The organism is Paenibacillus polysaccharolyticus, from assembly GCF_023714295.1.
In the GTDB taxonomy this organism is placed as follows: domain Bacteria; phylum Bacillota; class Bacilli; order Paenibacillales; family Paenibacillaceae; genus Paenibacillus; species Paenibacillus polysaccharolyticus_A.
Genome location: NZ_JAMAUN010000003.1, coordinates 391,273 through 412,270 on the forward strand (window position 1 = coordinate 391,273; position 20,998 = coordinate 412,270).

Consider the following 20,998-nt stretch of genomic DNA (forward strand, 5'->3'; position numbering starts at 1 on the left):
GCATGCCGTCTCTGGAGATTACCATCCGTACAATCGGGATCTATTCACCATAGCCACTTGCCGATTCTACGCCTGTCATTCCATCGTAGGTTCTTAACGATTTCCGCGTACCGCTGCCACCAGATCATCCAGCTTCACGGTCTGCTGTTCACCCGTATCCATCGCTTTGAGTGAAATCTCGCCACGCTCCAGTTCGTCATCCCCAAGGATCGCCGTATAACGAGCTTTGAAACGGTCAGCCGATTTCATTTGTGCTTTCATTTTGCGTCCCAGATAATCACGCTCACCGGATAAGCCGGATTGACGTAACTTGAACAACAGTCGATTGACCTCACGATCCGCTGCCTCACCCAGAGCGACAAAATATACGTTCAGCGGAGCCAGTGTTGTTACTTCGATATTCTGGTGCTCCAGAATCAGTTGGATGCGCTCTAGCCCGATACCAAAACCGATGCCAGGCTGATCAGGTCCGCCAATATCGCCAACCAGACCGTTATATCTGCCGCCCCCACCAACGGTATCAATGGCTCCAATGCCTTGTGCTTTTAGCTCAAATGCAGTCAGGGTGTAATAATCCAGCCCTCTCACCAGACGGTTGTTCACCGCATAGTCTACGCCGAAATCGTCCAGGTACGCTTGTAGTTTAGCAAAATGACTCAATGATTCTTCATCCAGGCTGTCCAAGATGGACGGAGCCCCAACGAATTTATCCTGATCCACCTTACAATCCAGTACACGTAACGGGTTACGCTCCATCCGGGACTGGCAGTCTTTGCAAAGCGTATCTTTCATTGGTCTAAGGAAACCCAGCAGTGTCTCGCGGTATTCCGCCCGACTAGTTGCATTCCCCACCGAGTTAATTTCCACTTTGACATCCTTTAGGCCAAGCTCTACACACAATTGATAACCGAGTGCAATAACTTCAGCATCAATTGCCGGATCAACTGCACCAAGAGCTTCTACACCGAACTGGTGGAACTGACGCTGACGACCAGCCTGCGGACGCTCATACCTGAACATCGGACCGATATAATACAGCTTGCTCACATCCGGTTCGCCATATAGCTTATTTTCTACGTAAGCACGAACTACGCCAGCTGTTCCTTCTGGACGAAGTGTCATACTACGATTGCCCTTGTCATCAAAGGTATACATTTCTTTCTCAACGATATCTGTCGTTTCTCCTACGCCGCGTACAAACAAAGACGTTTGCTCAAAGATCGGCGTGCGAATCTCGCGATAATTAAAACGTCGACACAGATCCCGTGCTTTTTCTTCTACATACTGCCACTTCTCCACTACACCAGGCAGCAAATCCTGCGTTCCTGTCGGTTTTTGAAAACCCATCTGTATCCCTCCAGCATTGATTTTCTCTGTAAACGTTAATTCGCAATGTACACTTGACCACTTCGATTGTAGTACCATCTTCCGATCGCTGTTATCCCCGGATTTTTTTTGATCCAATTTCAAAATGTTTAAAATCCGGGGATAAAGGCGAATGCTTCGCTTCTACAGATTGGTTCTACACTCTACGTTCCGGTGTACAGGGAGAATCAACGTGAAAACAAAAAAATCCCTCGCCCTTTGTGCTTATCAAAAGCAAACAAAGGGACGAGAGATTGTATATACATTCACCCGTGGTACCACCCACATTCCGGAAGCCTGAGCCTATAGCCGTTCAGGTTGTCGCTGTTACGTCAGGATGTTTCCAATTCTACATCCAGATCAACAGTTCTTCCGCTCTACGTATAACGCACGTCATGCGCAGGCCGGCTACTAAGATCCGCAGATTGTCTCTGCCTTGTTCGCCGTCTGTTCTCAAGGAAGTCATTCGTCCGTTCATCAAGAGAATCCTTACAGCCTGGGGGATTCCTCTCTGGTCATGTGGGTACGGAGTACTTGGTCCCGTCATCAAATCAGTCATATGTTTCAAAAAACGACTTAAGTTGACTATAGTCAACGTATTATTTTCTGATTGTAATGAACCGCAGTACTAAAGTCAAGGGCTAACATGCAAAGATAGAAAAAAATAACCTGCACACGGTGTGCAGGTTCAAAGGATATATAAAAAAAGGGGGTCATGTCTGTTATTATAAACGCACATTGTTAAAGGCTTGTGTTACTAATATTACAGGAATATTACAAAAATGATAGCGCTTTAATATGGGGTTTTCCCACAATATCTTTTCTTTTTCGCCAGCACATTTGCAGTATACAACAAATCTTCGCATATAATTAAAAGCCCTTACGTCTTCCCGGCAATTAAAACCGGGCAATGTAAGGGCTAGCTTAATATCTATTGATTTAATCGAGTTCTTCCACATAGGCATGGTTAGAGCGAAGCTTATGAACAATCGCATCATAATCCTCATCTCTTACTTTGGCAGACAGAACATAATGCAGGTCATCATAATCGGCCGAAGTTACATCTGCGGCATCCAGCATATCTCCGTCCTCATTCACTCTGTTGCGAGGATCGCGTTCGGCGTCACGATTGACATCGGTGACAACAGGAATTACATTTTCGCTAGCTGGAACCCCGGGAGCAGCTCCTACACCCATTGCTCCATTCGTACCTACGCCACCAGCCGTATTATAAGGAACCAGTGGAACCATAACTCGTGTATCCCTGCCAATGGCAGCATCCAGTTGACCTACTTCAAGCTGCTCGGTATGGAACGTCAATAGTGAAGTTCTTGCACCCTCCGCCTCGTCCTCGGTTCGAAAATACGCCTGAATATGTTTTGCCATGTCAAACCCTCCTTCATGGAATAAAATATATCATTTGAATGCCATCCACTTATTCAGTTTACCCTCTATGCTTATATTACTTTCATTAATTCACGAACAAATGCTGGTTCATCTTCAGGTGTACGGGATGTAATATAGTTCCCATCCACCACTGCTTCATGATCTTTGAAGTCAGCTCCTGCATTTACCATGTCATCCTTGAGCGGAGGATACGATGTAATTGTTCGGCCCTTGAGCAAATCTGCGCTAGCTAAAATTTGCGGACCATGGCAGATCGCAGCGATGGGTTTGTTAGCTGCGTTAATTTCCGTAACAAACTTCAGGATATTTGCGTCTGTTCGCAAATTTTCCGGCGAAGACCCACCCGGAATAACGACAGCATCATAATCTGATGCGTTAACCTCTGAGATCGCTTTGTCCGTCGTATAGGAAGCCTTGCCTCCTTTACCTTGAAGCGTTTCACCGGCTTTTAACCCGATAATGTGTACCTCATGTCCAGCCTTCTTCACCTCATCGTACGGAACCTTCATTTCTGAATCTTCGAACTCATTCGCAAGCAAAAAAGCAACTTTACTCATGATCTATGGTCTCCTTTCCGTATTCGAATGTGATTAAACCTGAGAGATTAATTCTATCCTTGGCACTTCTTTTGTGCCTCGTTTTGTTATTACCCCAAGGAGTGCCTTTTATAACAATCCATACATTTTGAATTGATTTTGCGGCCCGCCTCTGGGAACATGAAATGTGAATCATACAGCAAAAAACCCCGGATTGTCAGACAACCGGGGTTTTGAGCATAACTATTTTGTTTTATTACATGGTTAAGCTATGGTCGTGGAATATGCTCCTGCCTGTCTTTATCTGATGTTTGCAACATCCACAATGTGGACAAATGAGCAGCGGCAGAGCGGGCAAGTTGAAGTGACTCCGCCAGATTGCCAGGCATCATTAGCGGCTCGTTCTGGTTCTTGGTTACTTTTGCAGATTGGCGCATAATTAAGAGAAACTCCTTTGGTCAACAAAGTTACAGCTACAATGTAATACCAACGTTTACTTCTCTCATTATGACCTCTTCACTACCCAATTATGCACAATTTCAGCCTCGCGAAGGACTTTCTACCATCAGGGTAACCGGGCCCCAGTTCGTAAACGTAACATCCATCATCGCTCCGAAACGTCCCGTTTCCACCTGAATCCCTTTATCTCGCAACAACTGATTAAACGTTTCATACAAACGTTCAGCTGCTTCTGGACGAGCCGCCGCAGCAAAGCTTGGGCGTTTGCCTTTACGACAATCACCGTACAGCGTAAACTGTGAAACGGACAGAACTGCACCACCTACATCCAGCAGGCTGAGATTCATTTTTTCCTGTTCATCCTCGAAAATGCGAAGCCCGCTAATTTTGTCTGCCAGGTAGATGGCGTCTTTCTCCGTATCCTCATGAGTTATGCCTACAAGCAGCATTAAACCGGACTCGATTCTGCCTGTTAATTCATCTCCCACGGTTACCTGAGCCTCTTTACAGCGTTGTACCAGCACTCTCATCTTACGGACTCCTTACTGCATAATTCGGTGTACAGAATAAACGTCCTTCACCCGTTTGATTCGTTCCACAACGGCTTGCAGATGATCTGTATTGCGAATCAGAATGGTAACGTGCACCAATGCCAATTTATTTTTATCCGTCCGTCCGGTGACAGCAGATATATTCGTTTTACTTTCCGAAACAGCCTGAAGCACCTCGTTGAGCAGTCCATTGCGATCATGACCTGTAATCTCGATATCGACACTGTAGCTCGATTCGATATTCTCTTCCCACTCGACTTCAATCACCCGTGCTGCCTCTTCTCCATCCGCACTTGTAGGGATATTTGGACAGTCACTGCGGTGCACAGAAACGCCGCGGCCGCGTGTAACATAACCGATAATGTCATCTCCGGGTACAGGGTTACAACACCTTGCAAAGCGAACCAGCAGATTATCAATGCCTTTGACACGAATGCCGTTGGTTGGTCTGTTTCTGCGTTCAGGAGCCGGCTTCAATTCACGCATCTCGGAATTCAGTTCCAGCAAGTTGGATTCTTCCTGCTCTTTACGAAGCTTTTCCGTTGCCTTCGTGACGATCTGAGCCGCTGTAATCCCGCCAAAGCCAACAGCCGCTAGCATATCATCGATATCGTTAAACGCAAATTTCTTCGCCGCTTCCATTAGCTTGTCATCGGTCATCCACGCAGAAGGATCTAGTCCCATACGTTTCAGTTCGCGCTCACAGCTCTCCCGGCCTTTTTCTACGTTCTCTTCACGGCGTTCCTTCTTGAACCACTGTTTGATCTTCGCCCGTGCGTGTGAAGATTTCGCAATTTTCAACCAGTCCTGGCTTGGGCCGTAAGAATGCTTAGAAGTTAAGATTTCGATAATATCGCCCGTTTTGAGATGATAGTCGAGCGGAACAATTCGGCCGTTTACTTTGGCACCAATGGTTCGGTTCCCCACCTCGGTATGAATGCGGTAGGCAAAGTCTAGCGGTACGGAGCCGCTTGGCAATTCAATAACTTCCCCTTTTGGCGTAAATACAAACACCAGGTCAGAGAAGAAATCCATTTTGAGCGATTCCACAAATTCCGAAGCATCCTGTGCTTCATTTTGAAGTTCAAGAATTTCCCGGAAAAAGGTGATTTTATCCTCAAACTGAGGCCCTGCCGCGGTTCCTTCTTTATAAGCCCAGTGTGCCGCGATACCAAACTCGGCTGTACGATGCATATCCCAGGTACGAATCTGTACCTCGGTTGGTTCCCCGTTAGGTCCCACCACGGTTGTGTGCAAGGACTGATACATATTGGCTTTTGGCATGGCAATATAATCCTTGAATCGTCCAGGCATCGGCTTCCATAATGTGTGGATAATGCCGAGCGTAGCATAACAATCCTTGATATTATCCACAATAATACGAATCGCAAGCAGGTCATAAATTTCGTTAAACTGCTTGTTCTTGGTCGTCATTTTTTTGAACACACTGTAGATATGTTTCGGTCGTCCAGATAGGTCTGCTTGAATACCCATCTCTTCGAGCTTACTTGTAATGCCGTCCATTACGGTGTCGATGTACTGCTCACGTTCTGCACGTTTCTTATGCATCAGATTTGCAATACGGTAGTATTGTTGCGGATTCAAATAACGGAGGGCGATGTCCTCCATTTCCCATTTGATCGCAGAGATCCCCAAACGGTTTGCAATCGGACAGAAAATCTCCAGTGTCTCATACGAGATCCGGCGCTGGCTCTCTTCCGACTGAAATTTGAGGGTCCGCATATTATGCAGACGGTCAGCCAATTTAATCACGATGACACGGATGTCCTGCGCCATGGCGATGAACATTTTGCGGTAGTTCTCGTTCTGCTGTTCTTCCTTGGAGCGGAACTGGATGCGTTCCAGCTTCGTCAAGCCGTCAACAAGCATGGCACACGTATTGCCGAAATGAGTGCGGATCTCTTCAAGCGACACCGTAGTGTCCTCGACTACATCATGAAGAAGTGCTGCAATAATGGAGATGGTGTCCATCTGCATATTCACAACAATGTCGGCAACCGCAAGCGGATGCAGAATATACGGTTCTCCCGATTTTCGCGTCTGTCCGTGGTGAGCCTGATCAGCAAATTCGTAAGCCTCTCGTATGCGCACCAGATCGGGTTCTTTGATATACGCCCCGGCCTTCTCGAGTAATTGCTCTATGCCCATTCTGATCTGTTCCGTGTCCTTTCTATACAAAATGGAACCCGTGACAATACATCAACACAGGTTCCCCGTAAAAGTAATTTCCTATAATTATGACGCTTTGCCCGTTTCCCGTCAACTGCTGACGAATAAGAGCGTTTATCCAATTTTTTAAAATGCTCCGTAGTTATCCATTATTGCCGATAATTGCTGAAATAGAAGGGAAATCTGAGAAAATAAGTGATTTACAGTCCAATTCTGAAAATTGTTATTGCTAATTTGAAAGAAACTCTGTAATCTATTGAAAGTTTGTGTATCGGAAAAGGAGATGAGGTTCGTTGCAACGCGAAATTCAAGTTAATCAGAAGATGCCTTTTGGGCCAGGTGCATTATTAAGTTTGCAGCATTTGTTCGCTATGTTTGGCAGTACAGTACTGGTACCTAACCTTTTTGGAGTGGACCCTAGCATGATTCTGTTGATGAACGGAATTGGTACGCTACTGTACATCCTGATGTGTAAGGGGAAAATACCCGCATATCTGGGATCAAGCTTTGCTTTTATTGCACCGGTTATGGCTGTTTTGAAAGGCCACCCAGAGAATGGTTACTCCATGGCTCTCGCAGCTTTTATCGTAACAGGAGTCGTGTTTTGCCTCGTTGCACTCATTATTAAATATGCCGGCACAGGCTGGATTAATATTGTATTTCCACCAGCTGTCATGGGTGCGATCGTAGCCCTGATTGGTCTGGAGCTTGTACCTGTCGCCGCCGGAATGGCGGGTCTCATTAATTCTGATCCTGTGAACAACCCCGGTTGGGTTCCTCAAGCCAAACCTATTATTTTATCCATGGTCACGTTAGGAATCACCGTCGTCGGTGCTGTAACCTTCCGCGGCTTTCCTAAAATTATTCATATCCTGATCGGTATTGTGTCCGGTTATGTCCTCGGGTACTTTTTGAAAGAAGTGAAAACAGAAAACATTGCTAATGCTGATTTCCTCTCTCTACCAACCATAACTACACCTACATTTGATTGGTCCGTCATCTTCACAATTTTACCGGTAGCACTCGTCGTTATCGTCGAACATATCGGGCATCTACTTGTTACGAGCAGCATTGTGGGCAAAGATTTGTCCAAAGACCCTGGACTGCATCGCTCCCTGCTTGGTAATGGTGTGTCTACCATTCTGTCTGGTTTCGTGGGATCTACACCGAATACAACGTATGGCGAAAATATCGGTGTTATGGCTCTGACTCGCGTCTACTCCATTTACGTTATTGGTGGTGCAGCCGTAATTGCGATCCTGCTCTCTTTCTCCGGCACGTTCTCGGCACTTATTGCGAACATTCCAGTACCGGTTATGGGTGGTGTCTCCCTGCTTCTGTTCGGAGTCATTGCGGCTTCCGGTCTACGCATCTTGGTTGAACAAAAAGTGGATTTCGCCAAACCAACAAATCTGCTTCTGACTACACTCGTATTAGTTATCGGACTTAGCGGTACGGAAGTTTCCTTCTATGGTGTGCATCTGAAAGGCATGGCGCTGGCTACGATTGCCGGAATGCTTCTCAGTCTGTTGTTCAAATTGTTTGAGGTACTTGGTTTATTGAACGAAGACAGTAAGAAACAACCAATTATCGAAAAAACACCTGACTAAGCATCACATGAAAAGAACAAATTGTAAGATTTGCGTATGCTTATCTCAATATAGAATGGTATTTCTTCACGTATCCCATCTTCAAAAAACAATTCAAAAAGCCTGCCCTCCCAACGGAGAAGCAGGCTTTTTGCTAATCATTAATGCTGTATATTATTTCCCGGGAAACTTGGGAATTCAACTTACATTACTCACAGCAACTCATAAACTAAGGCGATTTACGTTTTAGTAGTTCATCAACGTAAACACATTCATATTCTCAGGCAATTTACCGCGGCCATTCAGATCTGTCAATTCAATCAGGAATGCAGCACCTACCACGTTACCGCCCAATTGTTCAATCAGATTAATGGAAGTTGCAATGGTTCCACCCGTTGCGAGCAGATCATCTGCGATCAGGACATTTTGCCCTTTCTCGATTGCATCTGTATGCATTGCTAGTGTATCCTTGCCATATTCGAGATCATAGCCTGCTTCAATTGTTGCTCCAGGCAATTTTCCGCTTTTGCGAATTGGAGCAAAACCAACACCGAGAGCGTATGCCAGTGGGGCGCCCACAACGAAACCGCGTGCTTCAGGTCCAGCAATGACATCAATTTTCAGTTCAGATACCATCTGTTTCAGTTCATTGATCGCATTGCGGTACATTTCTCCATCTTTCAACAATGTTGTAATGTCCTTGAAGCTGATTCCCGGTTGTGGAAAGTCAGGAATGACACGAATATACTCTTTAAAATCCAAAATAATCTCCTCCTAAAATAAATACACAAACTTCCATCTAAGATACGCCCTTCATCCGGGATACCATCCATTGTGTCAGCTGAGGTGTAGATGCGTCCAGCATCACCTGCTCTGTCTCAGCCATATTTTCCAGCGCTTGATAATGACGTGCTGAAGTTAAATCCCGTTTTGGCGGGTTGTCCGCAACTGTGATTTTGCCGTCTTTCCGAGTAATGAAGGCCAGCTCTTCAAAAACATCAAGCATCATTGTGATCATACGTACAGAACAACCACACTGACGACTGAGCACAGGAATGATCTCTTGTTCCTCCACAGGTTCCGCTTTCCATTTGAACACCAGCATATAAAACCGCTTGAACAGTTCTCTGGAGGGCATCTGAAGTCGGTCTCGACGGTTGCCTGATCCATGCAGAAGGATGATATTCTCGGCTCCGCTGAACAAAGCCAGCATTGCATCAAGTTGTTCCGGAGTTTCCGGCGTATCAAACACAAATAACGTCCGGACTTCTTCCTGCCCATACTGCTCTGCGGCAGCATTACACGGAAATAACCCGACCTTTCTATCATATACCCAAAGGCACGGTTCATACAATGAATTTCCCTCAGAAACATTGGTTTCTTTTCGAACAATGGCCCCAATCGATCCCGCTTTATATCGCAGATGTACGTCAAGCGCACTCAGGAAGTGCTTCATTGCAATCAGCGGTTCAGCATGTCCGCGGAGATCAAACACCTGTGCCCCAGGAACGTGGATGTCCTGAAGCATCATCTGAGGCTTTCTCATGCCATTCCATTCATTGATGGACAGTTCTCCCATCACATCGATGACAGAACCAGGAGTGAGGAATTCAGCAAGTGCCCCCTTGCCAAAAGCAACGGTTTCCAACTGGAGGCCGTCTTGTTCAAGAACCAGCTTCAAATGGCGCTTTTCCCGCCCCATGGTTCTGGTTTCTTTGACAATTACCTTTCTCAATACAAAGCGTGGTGATGGATTGCTCATACCAAACGGCTGTAATCGGTCAATTTCCTGGATCACCTTGAGTGGCACATCACTAATTCTGCATTCATCGTCAGCCAGACGCTGAGGTACAAAATCTTCTTCTGTTAACAGCGTGGCAGCATATTCATTTAAACCCGCCTCAAGCTCTTCCAATTGATCGCGATGCAGCGTCATTCCTGCAGCAGCAGGATGTCCACCATAATGATCCAGACTATTTTTGTTCACTGTGAGTGCCTCATATATATCCAGGCCTTCAATGGAACGCGCAGACCCTTTGCAGACGCCACTCTCGGGATCGATTCCCAGAATCAGTGTTGGGCGATAGTATCGTTCCAGCAACTTGGATGCCACAATGCCGACTACACCAACATTCCACCCTTCACCCGCCAGTACGATAACATCCGGCACGGACCCGGAACGTTTCTCAATTTTCTGTTCCAGTTGTGCTGTCGCTTCCTGTAAAATACCCTCCACGACTTGTTGCCGCTCTCGGTTCAGTAGATCGAGCTGACCCGCAAGGGTATGAGCTTCATCCAAATCTTCCGTCGTGAGCAGTGATACCGCTCTTCCGGCATGGTCTAATCGTCCGCTAGCATTAATTCGTGGAGCCATGGCAAAAGCAATATTAATGGATGTTACCTGGCTTTGATCCACACCACTAATCTCAAGTAATGCACTAACTCCAGGAAGTTTGGAACCTCTCATGGATTCGATCCCGTAACTGACGATTACCCGATTCTCGCCTTCAAGCGGCATCAAATCCGCCACTGTTCCAATCGCTGCAATCTCCATCCATTCACCCGGCACCTCACCGATCAATGCCTGAGCAACCTTCAACGCTACACCAGCGCCTGCCAGGCCCTTGAACGGATATGGACACCCCGGTAGTTTCGGATTGATCAGTGCGTAGGCCTCTGGCAGAACCTCAGGGGGTTCGTGATGATCCGTCACAATGACTTCGATCCCCAGTGTTGTAGCATAAGCAATCTGTTCTACAGCGCTGATTCCCGTATCGACAGTAATAATTAACGTAACCCCTTGCTGTTGAGCCCAGTCCAGAGCATGATTATGAAGACCGTAACCTTCATTCGAGCGATGAGGAATATAGATATCGTATGAGGCTCCTAAATGACGCATCAGATGGATCATAAGCGATGTACTGGATACTCCATCGGCATCATAATCTCCATAAATTAAAATATGTTCTTCTCGCTCCAATGCCAGCTTGATTCGAGGAATGGCCTCACTCATGCCTAGTAGCAGATAAGGATCATGCATCTGATTCAAGTCAGGATGTAAAAAACGTTCTGCCCCCTCTTCATTGTGCACACCTCGGCTTACAAGCAAACGTCCAACTAGAGGGGAAACGGAAAGCGCCTGCGATAGTGCCGCAGCCGCCTCCAGATTGATATGTGGTGTATTCCACCGATATTGCGAATATAGCAACGCTAACGCTCCTTTCCTGATCTACGAGATCCCAGCGCCATTACTGAATTAATGTCGCTTCATGATCGGGCAGTTCATGATTGGATTTATAAGGATATCCAGGATCATAAGGTATAGCCTGGATCTGAACTTCTTTTACATGACTGAAACGTGTTAACAACAATGTCTTGGCCCGATTTGCAATTTCTTGCGCCTCCAAGATGGAGATTCTGGGATTCACGCTTACAACTAACTCAATGGTAACATCATGTTCCTGCTCCCTTGCAACCAAATGTTCAATCGTGATAATACCGTATACCCGTTGTACGGTTTCCTTGTAATCCGCAGCATCCTCTTGCTCAAGTTCTTGAACAAGTGAACCGTAGACCGTGTCTACAATCATTCGATACCCTTTATACAAAATGAAACCGGAAGCAATCAGAGCAGCGGTTGGATCAAGGTACAACAGCAGGCTCAAACCGGTCTCTTCCCCTGCCATCGCGCCGATGATACCTATTAAAACCGCTAGTGAACAATATAATGCACGTCGGTGTTGCAAGGCATACGACATAGCCTGTGACTGATTTCGTTTACGAAAATATCGGTACTGAAATTGAAATATAGCTTCTTTCACAGCTAACGCAGCAACAGCTACCAAAAGAACAGACTTTCCAGGTGCTTCGAGTTCACCACTGGATAGACTGCTTAATGCGGAAATAGCCAGCTGTAGGCCTCCCATCAAAATAAGCACTGCTAACAGAACCGTCATGCCCGGTTTTGCAGCCCTTGCATGTTCTCTTAGCCGTTCCTTTTGCACCTTGCCTTTGGATTGAACAGATTTTGAGGGGAAAAGAGCAACCAAGGAAGAGGCGGCTTCAGAGGCAGAATACAAGCCATCAGCCAGGAGAGATTTGCTATTCGCCATGTATCCTACTCCTGTTTTGATGACGGCAAGTGCCATGTTTCCGACGATCCCGCTCCATGTTGCCGCTTGTGCGGACCGACCAGCTTCTCTTGTCATGTTGATTCCCCCTTAATTCTGTAATTAACGTTGCAAAACCGCGCCTGGCAGACGCGGCTTTACATTCCGATGTTTAGTTAGAAGCTTTAGCCGCTGTTTTTGGCTTGTTGACCTGTTTACTTTTAAGTGTGAACCATAGCGGAGCCGCGATGAAGATGGAAGAATACGCTCCAAAAAATGTTCCGATCACCATCGCAAGAGAGAACATGCGAATGGACTCACCACCAAAGATAAACAAACAGAGTGAAGCGATAAACACAGTAAACGTTGTGTTTAGGGAACGAGTCATCGTTTGAGCCAAACTATGATTCACTACTTCACGAAGATCAGCTTTCGTTGATTTTTTAGCAAAACGAAGATTCTCACGAATCCGGTCAAAGATAACGATGGTATCGTTGATCGAGAAACCGACAATTGTCAGAACTGCCGTAATAAAGGTCAGATTAACTTCAAGTCTGAAGATGGAAAATACACTGATAACGACAAAAGCATCATGGAAAATGGAAATGACCGCAGCAACTGCAAATCTCCATTCAAAACGAATCGCAACATAGATCATAATCCCGATACTTGCTATAAGCACTGCGTAGATTGCATTGCGTTCCAGTTCCTTCGCCATCTCAGGATCAACTGTATTGACCTCATAAGATGCTTTTGGATCAAGTTTACTAAATTCCTGCTTGAACTTACTTTCCTGATCTTCAACAAGAACATTGGAGAAACGAACATTTACCCGATCTGCGCCCGGCGTGATGTGCACATCACCCTCCTTGACACCCATGTCCTTGATGATCGGATTAATCTGCTCCGTTGTGATTGCTTTGGATACTGTGATATCCACATTGGAGCCTGATTTGAAGTCAACCGCATAGTTCAGTCCTAACCAGAGCAAACTGACTATCCCCGCCACGGTTAGAATAATCGAAAAGATATAGGCAAGTTTACTACCTTTTATATAATCATAGTTCCAATTAAAGCGCACGAATTTCACTCTCCTTCACTCCGAAATACTTAGGCTTCTTGATCACGTTACCCCGTACAAGCAAGGTTAACAGGAAGCGAGAGAAGAAAATATTCGTGATGATACTGGTGACAATATCGAAAATCAGTACGAGTGCGAAACCTTTAACTGCACCAGTACCCAAGAAGAACATTACAGCTGCTGCAATAATGGTTGTGATATTGGAGTCAATAATCGTACGGAAGGAATGTTTACCGCCAGCCTTAACGGATGACAAAATGGATTTACCACTTCGCATTTCTTCCTTAATTCGTTCGTACGTAATGATGTTTGCATCAACCGCCATACCTATACCCAGAATAAAGGCCGCGATCCCTGGGAGGGTCAGTACAAACTCTCCAAGATAGAAAATCGCAAGGACTAGCCAAGTATGGGTGATTAGTGCAAAGCTCGCGATGATACCTGGTACGCGATACAATCCAATCATGAAGATCAGAATGATGATTGAGCCAATAAAACCGGCTTTAATCGTCTGATCCAAAGACAATTTACCAAGAGTTGCGCCTACGCTTTGGGAGTATTTCTCCGTAAGTTTCAGCGGCAGTGCACCCAGGTTAATAGTATCACGAAGCTGATTCGCTTCTTCACGTGTATAGGAACCTGAGATTTGAGCAGATCCGTCAGTCAATTGCTGTCTAACTTCGGGTGCCGAAAGCAATTGATCATCCAAATAGATCGCAAGAGGTTTATTGATCAGACGTTTTGTGATTTCAGAAAACTTGGCTTTGTCTTTTACTTTAATGTCGATCATCGGCTCATTTAATTGAGTGAAGACCACCTTCGCTGCATTTTCGACAAACTCATTACCGCGAAGCTCAATTTTGGAGTACTCGCCTTCCTTGTCATCCGGTGCTTTACTCCGGAAGGTCAGAACAGCGGGTTCTTTCATTTTGGCTCTAACCTCAGCCTCATCTGTAACCCCTGCCAGTTTCAACCGAATCCGGTTGGTTCCTTCTGTAGTTACTTCCGGCTCGCTTGTTCCGAGCGCATTGGCACGGCTTTCGAGGCTTTTGGCTGTTTGCACCAAAGAGGCTTTGCTGACTTGCTGCCCTGCTTCGAGCGGCTCTGCTTCATATAAGATCTCGTAGCCTCCCTTTAAATCAAGGCCCAAGCGTATATTTTTGAGCAGCTCCGGGCTTGTACCCACCATAACCCCTGTGGTGACAAGCACGACCAGAATGAAACTGATAATTCTTTTCATGCCGTTCCTAGATCCCCTTTCGTTCTCAATATTCCTATTATAGCGATGCCGTAAAAAGCAGTCAATTTTCAACAAAAAAGATCCCTTTCGTCTAGAAAGAGGACCCCCGGTATGCAGACACCGTCATAAAGTTCATAAAGCTTGTTGCTTTCAGTGACAATATGTCGTTCACCAGTTGGTGAAGCGGTGGAATACCCTGTTTTTCGTATTTATGACTGACACAATTCCAGACATCTTGGCTGGTGACATATTCGTAACCGACAAGCCTTAATTCCTCCGCCTTACTTCGGCAGAGTATCTCTATTGACTGTTCCAACTCCACATCATTCATTTCTTCCAACGGGGAGCCTCCCTTCTTACATCCGAGCCTTTATGCGGCACCAATACTACATCATTCGACCTCACCCTTTCATATTCCTTCTTCTCGTATATGGTTCTTTTTGTTAATCGTGTCCAAGTTGTCATGAGATGATGAAAGACCGGCATAGGATGAAGTACAACGGCTTTGTCCCATTAATGAGGATAACCAGTACCTTCAATGAGGATAACCTGTACCTTCAACCGGGAAAGAGGGGTAGTTTTGAAGAAACAGACATTTATTCAGGGGGCCATGATCCTGCTCGCTGCAGGCATTATCAATCGGATTCTCGGCTTCATTCCGAGGATCGCACTGCCACGCGTAATCGGTGCGGAGGGTGTAGGCATCTATCAACTGAGCTATCCCTTTTTCATCGTGCTGGTGACACTGATTACCGGGGGTATTCCTTTGGCTGTGGCCAAGCTTGTCGCCGAAGCCGAGACGGGTGCTAACCGTTATTCGCCACAACGTATTTTGCAGATTAGCCTCAGCTTCACGCTCACTCTCGGTGTCGTTTTTATGTTTTTATGCATCCTGTTTGCCCCTTGGATCACCCAATATGTTCTCACAGACGAGCGAGTGTACCATACGTTTGTCAGCATGAGCCCTATGATTGCTATTATTGCAGTTTCAGCAGTGTACAGGGGGTATTTCCAAGGTAAGCAAAATATGATGCCTACAGCGATTTCATCCATTACTGAAACCATCATCCGTATCATTTTTGTGATCTGGTTTGCATGGCTGTTGCTACCTAAAGGGATTGAACACGCAGCCGCTGGCGCAATGCTTGGGGCCATGGTTGGAGAACTGGGCGGAATGCTGGTTCTGCTGTGGAATTATGCGAAGTTTAGAAAGGAACAGGAACTTCCTCTCTCTCTTCAAAGAACGAAAGTTTCCTTTCCTTCATCGAAGTCTGAAAAAGAAGCTCATTCCAGTTTGAGGGAGAAAGACGAGCACTATACAGAATCTGCCCCTTCTCAGAGAAGATTAATTCGCCGTTTGCTAGCGATATCTGTCCCTGTTACCGCAGGTCGTCTTGTCGGTTCTTTATCCTATCTCGCAGAAACGATCGTGACAGCCCAGAGTCTCGCCATCGCCGGTATTGCTAAAGGGCTAGCCACAGCTCAATATGGTGCATTACAAGGGATGGTAATTCCCCTGTTGCTACTTCCGGGAGCACTGACTTCTTCTCTCGCAACATCACTCGTACCCTCCCTGTCAGAAGCTTCAGCCAATGGTGACCGTGCGCTCATTCATAAAAGAATGCATCAGGCTCTGCGGTTAGCTCTAGTCACTGGTGCACCTTTTTCTGTCTTTATGTATGTGCTTGCCGAACCGATGTGTCTTCTACTCTATAATGATGCATCGATTGGAAGCATGCTAAAGCTGATGGCTCCTTTTGCCTTGTTTATCTATATTCAAGCTCCACTACAGGCTGCACTGCAGGCACTCGATCGTCCGGGCAAAGCTTTATTAAACACGTTTATCGGTGCTGTCATCAAAATTACGTTGATTTTATTGCTAGCCTCGCAACCTGAGTATGGTATTTTCGGTGCCGTCATTGCCATCTGTATTAATTCAATGGTTGTAACCTTGCTTCACGCGGGCAGTGTGCGCCGGTTATTACAATTTCGCTTCAAGCTTATGGATTGGGTCAAAACCGGCGCTGGCATGTTCATCATGGGTGCTGCAACCCTGCTCGTCTATGAGCATACAGCGGAACTATTTCCGTTCTGGCTTCGAATGATTTGTGCGCCTCTCACAGGTCTGCTTGTTTACTTTATGGTCATGGGTTTAACCAAAATGATCGACTTTCATGATCTGTCACGTGCTCCCCTCATTGGTTCATGGTTCAAACGGCGCACTGAAAAAAAGTAGTTTTATTTTTTGTCTTCGCGAACGCTTATATATAACTTGCCATTGTGATCAATTGAGCATATAAACACATCTTTAAAATCGTTAATGCCTTTTTGCTGGATTTGATTTTTCAGCCAGAAGCGTGTTTTCTCGATCATTTCCAAATTTTCATCCTGCACTTTCCCATCCATGATCAGGGGCACAGGTAAACCCTCATATTTGATGTTGGGGAAACCTTTCAGTTTAACATTTTCTTTTTGTTGCTTAGATGAATTAGAAGAACTGGAACCCGAATCCGAGCTGGAAGCAGAACCCCCAGAGCTCTGATCTTTCGGAAACACGGTCAGTTTTCCCGTTGTTTCCAGGAGCGCAAAATCTACATCACCGATGCTGTCAATATTTTGTTCCCGTAACTGGAGCAGCAAATCATCCAGATTATAACGTTGCTTGCGCATTTCATCTCGATGAAGCTTGCCTTTGGAAATTAAAACCGTAGGTTTCCCATCGATCATCAGACGAAGCTTGCGACTTTTCAAACCCACATAAGCCATACCAATTTGCATAACAATGACTGTCAGCATCGGAGCAATACCATGAGATAGCGGTTTTTTAATGTCCTCAATTACAAAAGCAGCCATCTCGGCAAGCATGATCGATACGACCAGATCAAACATTGATAATTTGCCGATCTCTCGTTTACCCATAACACGAATAGCGCAATAGACCAAGAAATACATGAGTATCGTTCGATATATGTGAGGACCGAAATCAGTGAAATTCATAATAGGAACCTCCTTCGAATTTCAACATTGTACAGAGATCTGGAGTGCAATCCCTATTTTGACCTGAACCTCACATGCTCATGCAGAAATAATCCGTTCATTTAATGGAAATCAGTTCATAAGTCAGAAGGCTTGACCATACACTGTATTAATTTCAAACTTGTACAAGGGGGTTGCATTATGCAATTGATTCGCCGCTTGTTCTCATTTCGGATGTCCAATCCAATTCTGTCCGGCCTCTGTCATGCTTTTATCTGGATGTTTATCGGAGCATTAATTCTTTCATTTTTCCTGTGGATGAGCGGCATGCGAGAACAGGATCTTTCCACCTATACTTATGTAGTTCATGGTTTGTCATTGCTTATCGGTGGTTTCATTGCGGGAAAACGTTCGGGTGAGAAAGGATGGTATTACGGTGGCTTCACAGGAATCGTTTATGGGCTTCTTGTGTTGCTCATCGGATTCTTGGCGCTGGATGCTTCGTTTAACTGGAAGGACAGCTTGCAGCTACTCAGCGCGTTCTTTATATCGGCTCTTGGCGGCATCTTTGGAGTTAACACACAACGCTCATAATCGACTCGTCGAATTAAAAAGAGAACCGGATCTACTTAAAGATCCGATTCTCTGTTCGGGAATATGCCGGTTGCATATTCTCATCATGTATACCATTATTCAGCCGTTTCACGACTTACAGCGCTGCTAATCGCATTACGGTCAAACGTGAGTTTGGTAACATCGTTTACACGCAATACCACCATGTCGTCTGTAATTTCAGCAATCGTACCGTGAAGACCACCGATCGTTACAATTTTATCGCCTTTTTTCAGCTGACCCAACATCGCATTACGTGCCTTTTGCTTTTTGTTCTGTGGACGAATCATCAAGAAGTAGAAAATCGCGACCATCAGTACCAAAGGTACGATCAACGAAAAAATTCCACCACCAGCATTAGGTGTTGTTGCAAGCATTCCCTGAAACATCAAAACTCCCCCTTATCGACTATACGTACAGTTACTGCTTGTTGCATCGGTTCCGCAAAAACCTCAATCAGAAACCTTTGTCATTGTCATGCAGACCATATTGATCGAAAAATTCATCCCGGAAATCAAGCAAACGATCTTCCATTATGGCTTTACGCACATTGCGCATCAAGTTCTGTAGGAAATGAAGATTATGGATCGTTGTGAGACGCAAGCCAAAGGTTTCATCTGCTTTGATCAGATGGCGCAAGTACGCTCTGGAATAATTGCGGCAAGTGTAGCAATCACATTCCGGGTCAAGCGGCCCAAAATCGGTTGCAAACTTGGCATTGCGAACGACCAGACGTCCCTGACTTGTCATCGTTGTTCCGTTACGGGCAATCCGGGTTGGCAACACGCAGTCAAACATGTCCACTCCACGAATCGATCCCTCAATCAATGCATCGGGTGAACCTACCCCCATCAAATACCTTGGTTTATTGGAAGGTAGCAAAGGCACCGTGTAATCCAATACACCATACATCAAATGTTTCGGTTCTCCAACACTCAGTCCACCAATAGCATACCCCGGGAAATCCATGGAAGTCAAATCAGCCGCGCTTTGACGACGAAGATCTTCGTGCATGCCTCCCTGTACGATGGCAAACAAGCCTTGATCATGCGGACGAGCATGACTTTCAATACAACGCTCCGCCCAGCGAGTTGTTCTTTCGAGTGATTTTTTGACGTATTCGTATTCAGCTGGATATGGAGGACATTCATCAAATGCCATCATAATATCTGATCCCAAAGCATTCTGGATTTCCATAGCCACTTCAGGGGAAAGAAACTTTTTGTCACCGTTCAGATGGGAGCGGAAATGTACTCCCTCTTCGGTAATTTTACGCATCTCACTAAGGGAGAACACCTGAAAACCACCGCTATCTGTCAAAATAGGGCGATCCCAGTTCATGAATTTATGTAAACCGCCAGCTTGACGGATAATTTCATGACCCGGTCTCAGGAACAAATGATACGTATTACTCAGAATAATCTGAGCATCCATTTCCTTCAATTCTTCGGGACTCATCGTTTTTACTGTTGCTTGTGTGCCGACCGGCATGAACGTTGGAGTCTCAATAACACCATGAGGTGTATGCACACGTCCCAGACGCGCACCAGATTGTTTACACGTTTTGATATGTTCGTACGTAATTGCTGCCATTGGTTATAATCATCCTCTAAAAGTTAATCGGTTTATTAATATATCAACATCGCATCGCCAAAGCTAAAGAAACGATATTTCTCCTTGATGGCTTCCTCATAGGCATGCATAATATGCTCTCGACCTGCAAGAGCACTAACAAGCATCACTAGTGTTGATTTCGGCAAATGGAAATTCGTCAACATTCCGTCAATCACTTTGAAGGAATAGCCGGGATAGATGAAAATGCTCGTCCAGCCGCTACTTTCCTGCAATACACCGTCTTCGAATTTACTTCCTACCGTCTCCAGCGTTCTGCAGCTAGTAGTACCCACTGCAAACACCTTATTACCACGTTCTTTCGTCTGGTTAATCAGTTCAGCCGTTTCCTGTGATAAAGAATAATACTCCTCATGCATAACATGATCCTCAACCACGTCCACAGACATTGGTCTAAACGTACCAAGTCCAACATGTAGGGTAATAAATCCAATATTCACACCTCTAGCACGAATCTGATCCAGCAACTCATCCGTAAAGTGTAACCCTGCTGTCGGTGCAGCTGCAGAGCCTTCATGTTTGGCATATACCGTCTGGTAACGCTCTCGATCGTCCAGCGTTTCCTTGATGTAGGGTGGCAGCGGCATTTCACCAAGGCGGTCCAAGATTTCTTGGAAAATACCATTGTACTCAAACGTTAACGTACGTGCACCCATTTCGCCTACTTCATTAATGACAGCCTTTAATTGATCACTAAACACAATGACAGAGCCAGCTCTCAGCTTTTTACCCGGCTTGACGAGTGCCTCCCATTGATCACCTGCGACATTTTTAAGCAACAGCACCTCGGCTTTTGCCCCAGTGTCCTCTTTAGTTCCAAAAAGGCGGGCAGGCAATACACGTGTGTCATTCAAGATCAGTGTATCTCCTGGCTCCAGCACTTCGATAATATGAGGGAAATGGTGGTGTGCAACCTCCCCTGTTTCTTTGTTCAACGTAAGCAAACGAGAAGCGGTACGATCCAGTAACGGCGTCTGAGCGATTAATTCCTCTGGTAACTCAAAATCATATAAGTTCACATTCATGTTCTATTCATTCCTTAATGCTTTGATATTCTTTTTCACTTTAATATAAGCTAAACTAAAGATTTTCACACGGAACACTACGATGACAGAACAACCTTCCCATCGCTGTTATCCCCGGATTTTTTTAACTCCCTTTCCCAAGGGGCAAATCCAGTGATAAAGGCGACGGCTTCGCTTTCTCAGGTTTTTTTCTGTTTTCTCCGTTTATGTGTAAATAAATATAGTT

Annotated in this window: 19 protein-coding genes; 3 read left to right on the top strand and 16 right to left on the bottom strand. The window is 45.5% G+C overall.

Features of this window, described 5'->3' with window-relative positions:
- Positions 1–93 precede the first annotated feature (93 nt).
- The 6 genes from hisS to M3629_RS12505 form a co-directional block, all read right to left on the bottom strand.
- The gene (gene hisS / locus M3629_RS12480) at positions 94–1,347 is read right to left on the bottom strand and encodes a histidine--tRNA ligase (RefSeq protein ID WP_251506540.1); all 1,254 of its coding nucleotides are present in this window, start codon (positions 1,345–1,347) and stop codon (positions 94–96) included.
- A 957-nt stretch (positions 1,348–2,304) separates the two neighbouring features.
- Positions 2,305–2,751, bottom strand: coding sequence for a hypothetical protein (locus tag M3629_RS12485; protein ID WP_123066289.1), 447 nt, complete (start codon positions 2,749–2,751; stop codon positions 2,305–2,307).
- A gap of 71 nt (positions 2,752–2,822) precedes the next feature.
- Positions 2,823–3,329, bottom strand: coding sequence for a type 1 glutamine amidotransferase domain-containing protein (locus M3629_RS12490; protein WP_154983395.1), 507 nt, complete (start codon positions 3,327–3,329; stop codon positions 2,823–2,825).
- A 248-nt stretch (positions 3,330–3,577) separates the two neighbouring features.
- Positions 3,578–3,745 carry a hypothetical protein gene (locus tag M3629_RS12495; RefSeq protein WP_251506543.1) on the bottom strand — a complete coding sequence of 56 codons (168 nt, stop codon included), beginning with the start codon at positions 3,743–3,745 and terminating at the stop codon, positions 3,578–3,580.
- 102 nt (positions 3,746–3,847) lie between these two features.
- The gene (gene dtd, locus M3629_RS12500) at positions 3,848–4,297 is read right to left on the bottom strand and encodes a D-aminoacyl-tRNA deacylase (RefSeq protein WP_251506545.1); all 450 of its coding nucleotides are present in this window, start codon (positions 4,295–4,297) and stop codon (positions 3,848–3,850) included.
- A gap of 12 nt (positions 4,298–4,309) precedes the next feature.
- The gene (locus tag M3629_RS12505; RefSeq protein ID WP_154888526.1) at positions 4,310–6,487 is read right to left on the bottom strand and encodes a RelA/SpoT family protein; all 2,178 of its coding nucleotides are present in this window, start codon (positions 6,485–6,487) and stop codon (positions 4,310–4,312) included.
- Between the two features lie 314 nt (positions 6,488–6,801).
- Between M3629_RS12505 and uraA the strand changes: the two genes are divergently transcribed.
- Entirely contained in the window at positions 6,802–8,118 is a 1,317-nt protein-coding gene (uraA, locus tag M3629_RS12510) for a uracil permease (protein ID WP_251506547.1), read from the top strand.
- A 225-nt stretch (positions 8,119–8,343) separates the two neighbouring features.
- Here uraA and M3629_RS12515 read toward each other — a convergent pair whose 3' ends face one another.
- The 6 genes from M3629_RS12515 to M3629_RS12540 form a co-directional block, all read right to left on the bottom strand.
- Positions 8,344–8,859 (bottom strand): adenine phosphoribosyltransferase, encoded by a 516-nt coding sequence (locus M3629_RS12515; protein ID WP_123066285.1) that lies wholly within the window; start codon positions 8,857–8,859, stop codon positions 8,344–8,346.
- 37 nt (positions 8,860–8,896) lie between these two features.
- Positions 8,897–11,305, bottom strand: coding sequence for a single-stranded-DNA-specific exonuclease RecJ (gene recJ / locus M3629_RS12520; protein ID WP_251506549.1), 2,409 nt, complete (start codon positions 11,303–11,305; stop codon positions 8,897–8,899).
- Positions 11,306–11,345: 40 nt separating this feature from the next.
- Positions 11,346–12,305 carry a cation diffusion facilitator family transporter gene (locus tag M3629_RS12525; protein ID WP_251506552.1) on the bottom strand — a complete coding sequence of 320 codons (960 nt, stop codon included), beginning with the start codon at positions 12,303–12,305 and terminating at the stop codon, positions 11,346–11,348.
- 73 nt (positions 12,306–12,378) lie between these two features.
- Entirely contained in the window at positions 12,379–13,287 is a 909-nt protein-coding gene (gene secF / locus M3629_RS12530; RefSeq protein WP_251506554.1) for a protein translocase subunit SecF, read from the bottom strand.
- On the bottom strand, positions 13,277–14,527 hold the full coding sequence (gene secD / locus M3629_RS12535; protein ID WP_154887487.1) for a protein translocase subunit SecD: 1,251 nt from the start codon (positions 14,525–14,527) through the stop codon (positions 13,277–13,279). Before secD ends, secF begins: the two co-directional genes overlap by 11 nt.
- 91 nt (positions 14,528–14,618) lie before the next feature.
- A complete protein-coding gene (locus tag M3629_RS12540) occupies positions 14,619–14,858 on the bottom strand; it encodes a post-transcriptional regulator (protein ID WP_251506622.1) in 240 nt (79 codons plus the stop codon).
- A 249-nt stretch (positions 14,859–15,107) separates the two neighbouring features.
- On the opposite strand from M3629_RS12540, the gene spoVB reads away from it, so the two are divergent.
- The gene (gene spoVB / locus M3629_RS12545; RefSeq protein ID WP_251506557.1) at positions 15,108–16,763 is read left to right on the top strand and encodes a stage V sporulation protein B; all 1,656 of its coding nucleotides are present in this window, start codon (positions 15,108–15,110) and stop codon (positions 16,761–16,763) included.
- 2 nt (positions 16,764–16,765) lie between these two features.
- Here the strand turns inward: spoVB and M3629_RS12550 are convergent, their stop codons facing one another.
- A complete protein-coding gene (locus M3629_RS12550; protein ID WP_251506561.1) occupies positions 16,766–17,524 on the bottom strand; it encodes a DUF421 domain-containing protein in 759 nt (252 codons plus the stop codon).
- A gap of 180 nt (positions 17,525–17,704) precedes the next feature.
- Between M3629_RS12550 and M3629_RS12555 the strand changes: the two genes are divergently transcribed.
- Positions 17,705–18,097: a TIGR04086 family membrane protein gene (locus M3629_RS12555; RefSeq protein WP_251506565.1), complete on the top strand. Its 393-nt coding sequence runs from the start codon at positions 17,705–17,707 to the stop codon at positions 18,095–18,097.
- A 95-nt stretch (positions 18,098–18,192) separates the two neighbouring features.
- Here M3629_RS12555 and yajC read toward each other — a convergent pair whose 3' ends face one another.
- The 3 genes from yajC to queA all read right to left on the bottom strand — a co-directional run bounded on the left by yajC (position 18,193) and on the right by queA (position 20,772).
- A complete protein-coding gene (gene yajC / locus M3629_RS12560) occupies positions 18,193–18,504 on the bottom strand; it encodes a preprotein translocase subunit YajC (RefSeq protein ID WP_251506567.1) in 312 nt (103 codons plus the stop codon).
- Positions 18,505–18,571: 67 nt separating this feature from the next.
- On the bottom strand, positions 18,572–19,708 hold the full coding sequence (gene tgt / locus M3629_RS12565) for a tRNA guanosine(34) transglycosylase Tgt (RefSeq protein WP_090915605.1): 1,137 nt from the start codon (positions 19,706–19,708) through the stop codon (positions 18,572–18,574).
- Positions 19,709–19,743: 35 nt separating this feature from the next.
- Positions 19,744–20,772: a tRNA preQ1(34) S-adenosylmethionine ribosyltransferase-isomerase QueA gene (queA, locus tag M3629_RS12570; RefSeq protein ID WP_251506569.1), complete on the bottom strand. Its 1,029-nt coding sequence runs from the start codon at positions 20,770–20,772 to the stop codon at positions 19,744–19,746.
- Between the last annotated feature and the right edge of the window lie 226 nt (positions 20,773–20,998).

Coding starts and splice junctions, on each gene's coding strand:
- hisS (WP_251506540.1), bottom strand. CDS start 1,347: ATGGGTTTTCAAAAACCGACAGGAACGCAGGATTTGCTGCCTGGTGTA.
- M3629_RS12485 (WP_123066289.1), bottom strand. CDS start 2,751: ATGGCAAAACATATTCAGGCGTATTTTCGAACCGAGGACGAGGCGGAG.
- M3629_RS12490 (WP_154983395.1), bottom strand. CDS start 3,329: ATGAGTAAAGTTGCTTTTTTGCTTGCGAATGAGTTCGAAGATTCAGAA.
- M3629_RS12495 (WP_251506543.1), bottom strand. CDS start 3,745: ATGCGCCAATCTGCAAAAGTAACCAAGAACCAGAACGAGCCGCTAATG.
- dtd (WP_251506545.1), bottom strand. CDS start 4,297: ATGAGAGTGCTGGTACAACGCTGTAAAGAGGCTCAGGTAACCGTGGGA.
- M3629_RS12505 (WP_154888526.1), bottom strand. CDS start 6,487: ATGGGCATAGAGCAATTACTCGAGAAGGCCGGGGCGTATATCAAAGAA.
- M3629_RS12525 (WP_251506552.1), bottom strand. CDS start 12,305: ATGACAAGAGAAGCTGGTCGGTCCGCACAAGCGGCAACATGGAGCGGG.
- secD (WP_154887487.1), bottom strand. CDS start 14,527: ATGAAAAGAATTATCAGTTTCATTCTGGTCGTGCTTGTCACCACAGGG.
- M3629_RS12540 (WP_251506622.1), bottom strand. CDS start 14,858: ATGAATGATGTGGAGTTGGAACAGTCAATAGAGATACTCTGCCGAAGT.
- M3629_RS12550 (WP_251506561.1), bottom strand. CDS start 17,524: ATGAATTTCACTGATTTCGGTCCTCACATATATCGAACGATACTCATG.
- M3629_RS12555 (WP_251506565.1), top strand. CDS start 17,705: ATGCAATTGATTCGCCGCTTGTTCTCATTTCGGATGTCCAATCCAATT.
- yajC (WP_251506567.1), bottom strand. CDS start 18,504: ATGTTTCAGGGAATGCTTGCAACAACACCTAATGCTGGTGGTGGAATT.
- tgt (WP_090915605.1), bottom strand. CDS start 19,708: ATGGCAGCAATTACGTACGAACATATCAAAACGTGTAAACAATCTGGT.
- queA (WP_251506569.1), bottom strand. CDS start 20,772: ATGAATGTGAACTTATATGATTTTGAGTTACCAGAGGAATTAATCGCT.